The 11756-nt window shown below is 57.5% G+C and carries 10 protein-coding genes; 1 reads left to right on the plus strand and 9 read right to left on the minus strand.

Annotated elements, in window-relative coordinates:
• Positions 1–62: 62 nt before the first annotated feature.
• The 9 genes from ACFQAU_RS02550 to ACFQAU_RS02590 form a co-directional block, all read right to left on the minus strand.
• Positions 63–641 (minus strand): YceI family protein, encoded by a 579-nt coding sequence (locus ACFQAU_RS02550; RefSeq protein ID WP_132446955.1) that lies wholly within the window; start codon positions 639–641, stop codon positions 63–65.
• 519 nt (positions 642–1160) lie between these two features.
• Complete coding sequence (locus tag ACFQAU_RS02555) at positions 1161–1631, minus strand: hypothetical protein (RefSeq protein ID WP_132446953.1); 471 nt, start codon at positions 1629–1631, stop codon at positions 1161–1163.
• A 165-nt stretch (positions 1632–1796) separates the two neighbouring features.
• Complete coding sequence (locus ACFQAU_RS02560) at positions 1797–2786, minus strand: GIY-YIG nuclease family protein (protein WP_165935630.1); 990 nt, start codon at positions 2784–2786, stop codon at positions 1797–1799.
• 892 nt (positions 2787–3678) lie between these two features.
• Positions 3679–4299 (minus strand): hypothetical protein, encoded by a 621-nt coding sequence (locus ACFQAU_RS02565; RefSeq protein ID WP_132446949.1) that lies wholly within the window; start codon positions 4297–4299, stop codon positions 3679–3681.
• 563 nt (positions 4300–4862) lie between these two features.
• Positions 4863–5207, minus strand: a complete 345-nt coding sequence (locus ACFQAU_RS02570; protein WP_132446947.1) for a hypothetical protein — start codon at positions 5205–5207, stop codon at positions 4863–4865.
• Between the two features lie 335 nt (positions 5208–5542).
• Positions 5543–5779: a hypothetical protein gene (locus ACFQAU_RS02575; protein WP_386280312.1), complete on the minus strand. Its 237-nt coding sequence runs from the start codon at positions 5777–5779 to the stop codon at positions 5543–5545.
• A complete protein-coding gene (locus ACFQAU_RS02580) occupies positions 5776–6846 on the minus strand; it encodes a hypothetical protein (RefSeq protein WP_386280315.1) in 1071 nt (356 codons plus the stop codon). The genes ACFQAU_RS02575 and ACFQAU_RS02580 overlap by 4 nt, the downstream gene beginning before the upstream one ends.
• Positions 6847–6879: 33 nt before the next feature.
• Positions 6880–8964, minus strand: coding sequence for a site-specific integrase (locus ACFQAU_RS02585; RefSeq protein WP_132446943.1), 2085 nt, complete (start codon positions 8962–8964; stop codon positions 6880–6882).
• The gene (locus ACFQAU_RS02590; protein WP_132446941.1) at positions 8961–9218 is read right to left on the minus strand and encodes a helix-turn-helix domain-containing protein; all 258 of its coding nucleotides are present in this window, start codon (positions 9216–9218) and stop codon (positions 8961–8963) included. The genes ACFQAU_RS02585 and ACFQAU_RS02590 overlap by 4 nt, the downstream gene beginning before the upstream one ends.
• A gap of 244 nt (positions 9219–9462) precedes the next feature.
• On the opposite strand from ACFQAU_RS02590, the gene ACFQAU_RS02595 reads away from it, so the two are divergent.
• Positions 9463–11607: a hypothetical protein gene (locus ACFQAU_RS02595; RefSeq protein WP_132446939.1), complete on the plus strand. Its 2145-nt coding sequence runs from the start codon at positions 9463–9465 to the stop codon at positions 11605–11607.
• Positions 11608–11756: the final 149 nt, after the last annotated feature.

Raw genomic sequence — 11756 nt, forward strand, 5'->3', positions numbered from 1 at the left:
CGAGACGAAAAAGGGCCGCGCGAGGAATCGCGCGACCCTTGTGGTAAAGTATGAGGCTTCGATTATTTAGCGGGCACCATTGCTTCGATCGAGATATCGATCGCAACCTCATCCCCGACAAACGGGGCGAACTGGCCCATGTCGAAATCCGAGCGCAGCAGCTTCGTCGTCGCGTCAAACCCGGCCCAGGGCCGGTTTTCCATCGGATGATCGCCCAACTGGTTCAGTGTTGCGTCCAAGACGACGGACTTCGTGATGCCATTCATGGTCAGATCGCCGGTGATCTTGCCGGTCTCTTCGTCGGTTACTTCGATTAACGTTGAGGTGAATGTCACCAAGGGGTTCGCTTCGGCGCCGAAGAAATCTTCAGTCAGAAAATGCGCTTCGCGGGCGGGCCAGCCGGTGATGAGGCTCTTGGCGGGAAATGAAACAGAGACGCTCGATGCTGCCGGGTCTTCTTGGTCCAGCTCGATACTGCCCTCGAACCCAGAGAACATGCCTGTGGTGGTCGAGAAACCCAAGTGATTATAGCTGAACACGATCTGACTATGGGAAGGATCGAGCACATAGGTCATCGTTTCAGCCTGCGCCGCAGTCGCGAGTGTTGCGCCCATTGCCGTCGTAAGAAGGAAGTTTTTCATCTGAATCTATTTCTCCGTTTGAGATGCATACGTTACGTCAAATGCACCTAATTTAGACGCAAAAATACGCAACTCTCTACCTTCAAACATACTCTGTGCGTTATCGAACAGCGTGCGGAGTTTCTACCAGAAAGCGCGAAGGTATCTGCCCAAAGAAGCCCTGAGTTCCATCTCGAGGACTTCGAATGGCGCCTCAAGCCGTAATCTCTCAGGTCTTTAATAGATTAAGCAATTACCCCTGGATGGTTGCACATTATCCCGATCCCGGCGTTGTTCCGCGGTCGGGTTGAAAGGCTGTTTGTGATAGAGTGGCGATGAAGCGAATAGAGCAGCTCGCTTTGCCGCAAAGGCTATCGGGAATATATAGCCATCTCTTCTTTGCCGCGCTCAACAACATGCTAAAATGGAACCACCGCACCAATGCCTTAGAAAAGCATCGTTTTCGGCCCATTGCGGACGTCCGGGCCAGGCGCGGCAGATGACTGGTCCCAGCCCGTAATGCTCCGAAGATCAACGATGTCAGCGGCTTGCACCCATCTCTGCCCATCGTGCCGTTTCGACCCCACGCCGGATGCGGTCCCGCGCCTTTTCCGGCGACACGGCGTGCCGTTCGGCAAGGACGTTTGCTGCCTCGGTCATGCTCCGGAAGCTTTCCCCTTCGAAGACGAAGGCCTCGCCTCGTCGGGAAGTTTTTCCAAGCGGCTGAGTGAGCGCCTCTTCCACCGTCATGCCGCCCTTCAGGCGAAAGTTAAACGTGCTGACTCCAATGCCAAATGCATTGCAAGCCTCCGCTTTGCTGGGCCAGGTTTCCCCGAATGCCGAGACTTCGCGACCATGAACACTGGTCACGCGGTCTTTGCCGGAGCCCCATGCAAAGTTCGATGGCCCCCATTGGGCAGAACGGTCCGGGCGGTAGAGATCAAGGTCCTCCTTGCCCCCGGCGCTGGTCTGTCGCTTCCAGGTATCATAGTCGTCCCAGTCTGCGACCACCTCAGCCGTGGCGCCTTCACGCGCGCGCTTGAGGAGGCCCAGCCACTTCCTGAAAAGGACCGTGCCCGCTTCCGGATGCTGGCTCTGCTGGCGCGCCTTCTCTGGAAAGGGCTTGCCCTCGACAATCCGCCGCAGAACAACGTGCTTCGCGAGGCCTGTAATCTGCTAAATTGCGCGAGCGGCGGCTTCACGGGACTGGTAGGTGATGCCGTCAATTGCAATGGGCAGACCTTCCACACGACCGATGCCGCCTCCAGGCGCGCTATTGAAGCCTGCGGGCATCATCGTATTCAGCATTTCAATCCAGTGCCGTTCCCGTTCGCCCAGTGCCTCACCTGACATGGCGCCCTCTTCAATGACCTCCATGCGGAAGTCCGCAGCCCCGGTCTCTCGCATCGCCTGATAGAGAGGGGTCGAGCCTCCGGTCTCAAAAGCGCATTTCAGATGCTCTCGCCAGCGGGAGCGTTGGCCGCGCACAGTAACGCCGACATACTGACGACCGGAGGAGAGCTGGATAATTGTGTAGACCACGCTCCAGTCGCAGTCACGTTCGATCACTGGTCTGCTGAGGGCATCATCGATATCCCAGCCGCGCTTCAGACGATGCTTGATAGCTTCACGGTCCTCATAGCGACCGATCGTCTTGAGAAGAGAAGTGACGGCCGTGTATTTTCCATGCGCCTCGGGATGCAGATCGCCTGCGTATGTGAAATCCCTCCTGCGGCCGCCGCGCCCGTAGTGAGTATTCCATTCAGCGAAGTCGAGTGTCGCTGCATCCCTGACCTGGTCCATTGTCAGGTCCGTTCGCTTTACCGCTCGCTGTCGGAAGGTCGCGTAGTCGATTTGAGCGCTATCGATGGCGTCGTAGATGCTTGCGAGATCGACGCGTTCCCCGTCTACAACTACCCACGTCCTGCGGGTTCCGTGCTTTCTACGGAATGCGTCCGCATCGAGGTAAAGTGCCTCGTCAAGCCAGCCGTCTTCATAGCAGCGATGCTTTTCCAAGCCGCGGCGCAAGCGCGCGGCGAGCGTCACCTCGCCGACGGCGGGCGGCGGCACAACCTCCCGGAAGAGCTGCATGAAAGATGCGTAGCTCTTGCCACAATAAAAAATAGGCAGGGTCAGGGTCGAGTTATGTGCGGAGGGGCGAACCATGAGAATGAAATACCCACTGGGGCGCCTGCAGGACAAGAGACGGGACGGCAAAAAAACGGCATGCATCAATGCTGCAATTCAGCATGTTGACACATGCACTGGTGTTGCGCATCGCGGCCAACGAGTGTCCGCACCTGATAAAGTCGCCGCGCGCCAGCTCATGGCGGACTACTGATCGTTCCGGGCGGGAGTGCGTTGGCCGGTGCGGTCATGGAATCCCGCAAGTAATGTAAACAAACTGCGGACAGCTACCGTTCGTCCATGGCGTAGCGAACGGCAGCTGTCCGCCCTTCATTCCAAAGGCCCTCGCAATCGCAGCGCAAACTGAGCAGCGGCAGCAAACGGCAGGAAAGTCCGCAGTGCTGGCCTCTGTGAAGCGCGCGGCGAATGGCTGCCTCGAGCCCTTCCTCCTGGGGGTGTTCGCAATCGCGGCGGAAACTGAGTGTCCACCGCGAACGGCAGGAAGGTCCGCATAGCCGACCTCTGCCTGTCGGATAATGCTGCAAAGTTTCCTGAAAGACCGCTTTGGGGGAGGCTGTGCTGCAATGATGATTAGGCGGTGAAGGTCAGGTCTGGGCCGGGAAGCGACGGCGGGTAACATTCCTCCGGGGCCATCGCCGCTGCGTCGCCGCAACTCTGCTGTGAGCCCAAACCAACCGAGTTGTTAGTGGAAGCTCTGGCAGTTGCAGCACAGGCGGGTCAGTCGCAGCTTAATCAAAACGAACGCTCGTGGCGCTCGCAGAGCACATCCGATCCGAGGCCGAAACAGTCGCCTCGCCTGAACCACCCTGGCGGTCCGCTGGGAAAGCGAGGGACTGATGCATAGTTGGCCTTGCACCGTAAGTGCTCAGTTTTGAATGTCCGGCTTGCGCGAGTCCAGGAAATGGTTCGATTAAATAGAAGCAGTATTCTTATTCTGCGAGAATGATCCACTCTCGAGATCCAATCTGATCTGTGTATTGGCTTCTTTAACCAATTCATAAAATTCATCGACGAGTCTTTGAACGTTTTCGTGAGGGGTCTCATTGTCCTCGTAGCCCTCCCCTCCCGTATCATGACCAACCTCAAACACACCTTCAGTTGCCACCTGTTTCGCTCTTTCCACAGTGTGCCGCACAGTCTGGCTAAGGGAGGCAGAATGCGAAATCAAAAAAGCCTTCAACGCCGCCTCATGCTTATTAAAGTTCTCGGCTATCCGGACTTGTGCATCGCCCCAATCCAAATCCGGAGCCCATGCATCAGGCATCACCTCAGTAAATAATCTGTAGAACTCAGAGGCGGCGATATACTCTCTTTCAAACATGAGCTCTTGACGCTTCAAAAGTAGTCGCTGCCTGTCAGCGACGCTGTTGAGCTCGCTCTTGTGGGTCTCAAGTTGCAAAACCAGTTTCGCCCTGTGCGATTCTATTGCGCGGGAGGATATCAATTTTCCTACAAAAGCGGCAACGCATGCAGAAACTGAGGCAATACCACCGAAGGTTCCAACAACCTTCATGAGTTCATTCCAGTCCAAATCTCAAGCCTCTCACAGAAATAAGCATGATTTTGTGTTTCAGCAGGTTAATACAGCGATAAAGGAAGAACAGGTAGCATTTTCCCTCGCTTGCGATGCCTCTTCTCTCGCCAGCGAAGGACCAAGGCCAGCGCATCTCTCAGTTGCCCTTGACGACGGCGACAGCTTGCGGTGCGCAGCGAAGGTCGGGCAACCGCGTCCTTCCAGTTACCTCACGGATAAACCAAATCGAGCTTTGTTGCAGCGGACGGCTGTAAGTTTCCCGCACTGCCGACCTCGGCCGCTCAGATCGTGCTGCACGGTGCCACCGATGACCGGCTCAGGAAAGCTGCATCGCAGCGACGAGCCGACCAATTAACGGCAGGTTAGGTCCGGTCGCAACGACGCTTCGGCCCAATGCGAATGCAAACTTGACGCTTGCCTGTAGGTGGCGCTCATCCCCTTTGTGAAATCAACCAATTTCGCAAGGCGCAGTTAGGCTCGAACAGGTGAAATCGCCGCAAGCGGCCCTCCCCATCAATCAATGAACGTAGACAAAGAGGTTTGGCTCGCGGAAGTGCAGGTTATCCGTTGCAAGCTGGGCTCTCGTATTGCGTCGCCCACTTCGCCCTTGCCGCGACATCCACCAGTCGGCGCTGCCGGTTGTCGATGCGACGCCGGGCCGAACGAAAGTCGCGATGGGACATTGGCAGGAGGTCATCACGCCCGAAGGCAAGCGCAATCGTGATTGCCTCACTCGTCGACACTCCTCGCACTGCTTCCTGCGCTTCTTGTATGCCGAGCAGAACCCGGCGGCAGGCCTCGGCATCCTGGTAGTTGGAGTTCAACGCCGCGGAGGCTGCCGGGTCGCCAGCGATCTTCTTAAGTTCCGTGGGTTCGATGCCTTCAATTTCGATGTAAGTGGTCATGGTTTCGTTCCTATCGTTGTTTGCCGGTTTGGGTAGACTGGAGATTGGAACTTCTTCGGAAACGCGAAACGGTTTTTTTCGGGGTGCCTATTGCTATGCGCGGGAACAGACGAGCGCCTATACGGTCGGGCTGATATTAGGCTGTCCGAACTCTTGTTGAAGTCAGGGTGAGCCGTGTTCAGGATGCTGTGGAAATTCCGGCGAGGGCGGGAAAATGTTGAAAACACCCAGCTTCCATCCCGTGCGGATGGTTGTTGGGCGTTTTCAACATCCTTCGGAAATAAGGGAATTTTCGGTGGGGAACGGCAATACGCACTGATGCCTGCTCTCCCTTCTCAAAGCTTCAATTCCACATCCATGCTGCGCTGGCCTTCGATTTTGTCTACGAATTCCTGGGCGGAAGCCAGTCCTGTCGAGTGGTCGTAATGCCGCTGCACTGTTCGTTCGCTGCGGTGCCCGAGCAAGGCCGTTGCCGCGCGCGCGCCCGAGGTCAGGTGTTCGCTGGCCTCAGTCGCGACGTTGTCACGGAGGCGATGGATAGATACCCGGACGCCGAAGGCGCGTGCGGTCACATCCCCGGTGAGACGTCCGATCTGGCTTTCGCTGATGGCGACATCGGGCGACAGCATCGACGGGAACAGATACTCCCCCGGTCAAACAGCGGCCGGTAGAAGTGCCTGTATTCCAGAAGTGACTCGGAAAGTTTCTGACTGGTTAAAGTCCTCTCAAACGGCGCACCGTTCTTCCGATCCTCTGGCAATTTCAGCATGCGCGCCGGGATTCGAACGTGGACCAACCCTGCATCTGGCAGGTCGAGGGTCTGGTCGAAAGCCAGCGCGGACAGCGCACGTGCCCGTTGCGGCAGGGCCGCGCCAAGAGACAACAGGATGCCGTTTCGGAAATCCCGGGCGGCATGGATGCCTCGAAGGCGCCGCTTTCGGGCTTTCTCCATCAGCTCGAACCCGAGGCCGTATATTTCCGATGCTCCGACAAGTTGGGAGCCGGTCTTCGTTATGGCTCCTTCTTGCTCGGCGCGCTCCCGCCAGTCACATGCGACGAATTCGCAGGCCGGCGACGTGAGGCCCGGCTCGATGACGGTCATGCCTGCCAGGATACGGCCAACATAATCCGATGCCGTCCGCGTTGAGGCGCGTTCTGCAACTTGAGCTGCGTAGCGATCGAGAACCTGACCGGTTGGCCGCAGGGGCAGGCCGTGGGATCTGCAGTGATCCACCCAGCCCGCCAGCGCGCGGATCACATTTGCGGAATGCGCCGCGCTCCAAAGGGGGCACCCTTTGGAGCGTTTTCCCTCCATCGATCTCGAGATCCGTTCAGCGATAGCATGATGCCAATCCTTCGGGAGCTCGCCGAGGCGCTTCTGTGCTTTTTCCCATGCGGTTTGGCGCGGCGCCTTCCCCTTCACCCGCGCCTTGCGAAGCACTTGGGCGAAATGCGCACAGCGTTCGGCGCCCCATTTTTCGGTTGCTACTCTTTGCAGATGGGCAAACTCCATGAAGGCGCTTGAGTCGACCTCACAGTGCCGCTGTTCGAGGTGCGTCTCGAGCTTGAGAAGGCTCGGCGGCTGATCCTCAGGGGCCGCGTTGCGGATCCAGTTCAGAAGAGCGAGGTGATTATTCATGTTCTTACGAATTCCCTGTAGGAGCGAATTTCATTACGCTGCAGTGCGACTATCAAGATGCGCCAACCACTCGTTCGAGATCAGAGTCTCGTCCAGCTCCGCATAGTGATCGATGGTTGTCTGCAGGCGCTTGTGACCCAGCAAACGCTGAACCTTTGGCAGGTGGTCGAGGCTGTCCCTGAGCCAGATCCAACCGATCAGGTGGCGGTAGAGATGCGGGTTGATGCGGACGCCCACTTTTTCGTGTAAGCGGGCGGTCACCCGCTTGAGAAGGCCGGCGTAATGGCCGTCGGCATTGGTTTTCCCTTGCGCTGGGAACATATACGGGTTCTCCTTCTGTGAAGCAGTCAGTATCGCCGGGCGCACGGTCTCCAAATAGGTGCTAAGCAGCTTGCTCGCCGCTTTACCCAGTTGGATGGTCAGATCCGCGTCGCCAGCGCTCCGCATCTTGACCTGGGCAGCGGGCACCACGATACGCGCCCGTCCATCTTGCCAGACCACCCAGTCCAGCCTCGCCATCACGACGTTCTCGCTTCGGGGAGCTCGTGCGAGCAGGATATCATGCGCCAAGGCGGCCATAATATCGCGACCAAGCTCCGGGTCGATCACTTCGACGGCCTTGGGAAGTGAGCCGTCCGACTTGTGCCCAGCTTTCCGCTTACGCTGGATCGACGCGTCGATGTCGCGCAGCAGCACTGCGCTCAGATCGATGGTCCGCTGTATCCGCGTGTCATTAAACAGCCTGAGCTTGGACATGTTCCGCGGTGCGATGCCCTGATAGTTCACCTCATGCAGCGCGATCGTATCATCTATTTCTCGGAGATCCTCCGGCGAGCGGCAGAGATAGTCACGGGCGATCTTGCGCGCCGTCTTGAGCACACTGGTCACATAGGCGCTTGGGTATTCGCCTCGATTGACCTCCTTCAAGGTCTCCGCAGCGACATCGAGGAATTCTGGATCGGTGAGCTCTTCAATGGTCTCCGGCACAACCTCGACGGACGAGGCAACAGCCTTGGCCAGCGAAACAATGTAGCCGCGGCGCGTCGCGAGGGTCTTGTCGCTCCAAGTATGCTTGCCGATCAGGAAGCCGGCCTGCCGCAGCAATTCGGAGCGGCTGGGAGCGTCTTGCCGACTGGGCTGACCCGGTCTCCCGGCTTTTTCCAGCCGTTTTGCGCGCAGCTTCGCCTTCTTAGCGCTGATTTCGCCTGCGGCCTCTTGCCGATCCATGCGCGCGATGAACTCGGCCCGGGACAGCCCATCACGTGAGGCTTTCCCCTGTGCCCAGAGAGCCACCCGTGTATCGAACTCCTTCATCAGGGTAGCGATCTGATCTGGATTCACCCGGAACTTGTCGCGTCCGTCTGCGAACGGGTGCGGGGCTGCGATGAATCCGAAGCGGACAAACCCTGGATCGGAGGAAAGGCGTGCGATCAATGTCGCAATCTCGCGAACGTGTTTCTCGCAGGCAGCGGAACTTTTGGCCGAGGTCTCGACTCGATGGTTGTAATAGGCAGCCAGGGTGTCTTGGGTTACCTCTGCTGGCGCTATGCCTTGGTCGTGGAGGAACAGGAGAAACGCGCCGCTGGCATATACAACCGAGCGGGAAAGATCACTCGAACGAATAGCCTCATGGACCTCCTTGTATCGTCCAGCGATGTCATCGATGCGCCGCTTTCGTTGGCGTGGTTGGCTCGAGCCGGCCGCATTCACGAGCATGGATCGGTATGTGGCGTAACTGCCGGTTGCGAGATCGAAGCGAGCCGGCTCGTTGCGATCGAAGAAGTCGATCACATCTTGTTTGCACACTGGGCGCAGCTCTGGAGCCCATCCGGCATTGCGGCACAACCAGCGCAGACGCGAAACGAGGGTGCCGTCCCCGTTTTGCTGGGCAACCTTGATCATGTCGGCGAAAGTGACGCTCGAACCCGGCTGCGACGCAAAAAGATCATGTCCCGTGGCGGCTGACAGGGCGGACAGGGTCACGTTGCGCGGGCGAAGGCCCGGAATGTTCAGGATGTCGCTGACGGCTTTCGGGTTGAGTCCTGCGCGCAATGACAGCGCGCGCATGCTTTCACCGCTGGTTTCCAGGTAATCGCGCAGTATTTGATCGAGTGTCATGGAGTTTCCCTTTCAGGTTCGCAGGGGATTTCGAGTTCGAGGTCCGGCCTCACAGGGTCAGGCCGGACTCGAAGCTCGAAGATCGCCAGCCACTCGTCCTTGATCGTCCAAGATTTGCCGAGCTTGGCGGCTTGAAGCCTCACAAGACCTTCTGGTGTCGGGCAGCCGTGGTTGATCCAGTCCCGGATCGTATGCGGGTCCCGGTTGAAGATTTCGGCGACTTCGTTGGCGGTGTAATAGACAGGCTTTTTCAAGATGTTCCTCCATTGGGTCATGGAGGAAGTAGGTTCCGCACTGCTTTCTCGGAAATTTCCGAAGCAAAAAAGACCTCTGAGATGCCGGAGGAGCTTCTGGAGCCACAGAGGCTTGCAAAGGAAAAGTGTCACGCCGGTAAGAGATATCTATTACCGGGATGACACTTTTTTCCGCATCCAACCGATTTCTTCTCGATCTTCCGAACCGGTCTCACCTCCCTCCTGAACAAACAGGATGAGAGTGATGACTTTGACAAATCGAAACCTGCCGGCCCGTGATAGCTCAGGTCGGTTCTGCAATCCTGGCGCCTATCGCGTGGCTCACGCATGTCGCCCGACGACCTTCACCCCGGCATCTGAGGCGCGCCCAAAGTTGAGGTCGGCGTTGACACTCGCCAACCGCACCTTGCGGGAGGCGACCGAAGGCGAAGGTGTGCCAAGCGCTGTAATCCGCGCAAGCCCCGGAGCCGGAAAGAGCACACTTCAGCGAGAGCTCATGGCTGAACGCGCGTCTGAGGGGCAACTTGGGAACGTGGCCTTCCATGTGCCGACGCTTGCCTTGGCTGCGGAGGCGACACGCGAAGCGGAGTGCCTTGGCCTTTCTGCCCAAACCATCCGCGGCAGGTCTGCACCCAGACCTGACGGAAATGGTCAAATGTGCGCCAAGGCCGAGCTGGTCGAGCAAGCAAATCGGATTGGGCTCTCTGCAAAGGAGCATTTTTGCGAAACGAAGTTGGAAGATGGCACAGTTGCACGATGCCCCCATTTCGAGGAATGCGCCTATCTTGGCCAATTCAGAGTGGACGCAGCTTGCCACTTCCTCGCGACTGCATACTTTGCCTTGCCGAAGCAACCAGGCGTAGACCCGGCACTTAGGGTCGTGGACGAAACCTTCTGGAAAAACTTTCTCTGGATACGAGACATCGATCCCATCGCCTTCAGGGCGGCGCGGACATTTCTTCCGACGTCAGGCGCCGCAGATCATGCGGAACTCCTAAAAGCGGCAGCGCAAGTCATGGGGAAGCTTTGTGCTGGGGAGAGCCCGCTGGCATTGCCTTATTCTGCAAGCGATTTCACTGCTTTTGCTGAGCTTGAGCGCAAGGGCCAGGAACCCGCTTCTGACATTCGCCCCGACCAGGACTTCCTGACCCAGAAAATAAAACTGGAGAAGGCCGCTCAGGCGCATCGGAAGGTTTCACGCTTCGCAGCGATCTGGGAAGTGTTGGCTGAGGCAAAGCGTTTGGGCCTGACCGAGTGCGAGCGGCTTCGCCTATTTACAGATGGTGAAAAAGAGGTGCTGCGCGTGATGCGTAAGCAGCCGCTGCGGCACAAGGAACCTATGCTGGTTCTCGATGCCGATGCAGACACCGAGATCTTGGCCGCTCTCGGCTGTGATATTCGAGCAGAGCATGAACTGACCCTGCGGCCTCGAGCCCATGTCGTGCAGGTCCACGATCACCAGATGTCTATCTCGGCACTGCTGAACAGCGAAAGCCACCGCGAGGGGTGCAGAAGGGTAATTGCAAGAGAAGTGCTGCGTGATCGCCTCGCGAAGAACACAGGCGTGCTTGTAGGTGCAACCCGGACGGTTGTGCAGAGGTTCTTCGAGGACGCCGGCCATGATTTCAGTTCAAAAAGTGAGGCCGAGATCAACCAGATCATGCTTGGCACAAAGCTCCATGGGGCACGATGGCTCTGGCTCGGAGGTAGGTCGTTGGGATCGAACCGCTACAAGGACTGCTCCGCAGTGATCGTTCTTGGTCGTCAGGAGTTGCCTGTCTCGACGCTGGAGGATCAGGGGCGCGCACTGTGGGGAGATACCCATGGGGAACCGCTGAACTTTGTGGCGCCGGATATGAAGGGAGGGCAATGGCTACCCTTGGTTGAACTGCCATATGAAATGGCAGACGGGAGTGGCATGGCGGTTAAAGTGCCATGCCATCCAGACCCCATGATCCGCCGTCTTCAATTGCAGTCACGCGAACTCGCTACGCGCCAGTTGGTAGAACGCCTTCGATTAGCGCACGCGCCCTGCCGCAAGCGCGTCATCCTGGTTTGCAATATTCCAATCCCAGGTTTGCCTGTGAATGAAATAATTAGCTGGAATGCTCTGCAGGGGGACCGGATTGAGGCAGCTATTGCGCTTGCATTGATCGACGGAAGAAGGATCAAGTTCGATTACAAGGGTATTGCAGAAGGAGCCCCAAGCGTTTTCAAGGACGTAAATGCGCTAAAAGGATATCTAAACCGCAATAAGGCTTCACAGCGGTTGCTGAATAGATTCAAAGAAGCTGCAAAGACCTTTGGTGGGAGCCTTCGCTTGGAAGATTGCGCAGCCATAACCGCACCAGGCGAGGCCCCTTGGTCAGTGGAGGGTTTGATTTTCTGAAGGAGTAATTGCCAATTGCACGCTGTAGTGCTGGACTACTGGGTGAAGAAGAATATCTTCAGAAACCTTTTTTCTTGGATTGGCGACCAAGGGCAACAATACCCCCACCGCTGTGATGCGCGCGGACAGGGTCTCGTTGTAAGAGATCT

The sequence above is a fragment of the Sulfitobacter profundi genome, from assembly GCF_042661425.1.
GTDB lineage: Bacteria > Pseudomonadota > Alphaproteobacteria > Rhodobacterales > Rhodobacteraceae > Sulfitobacter > Sulfitobacter profundi.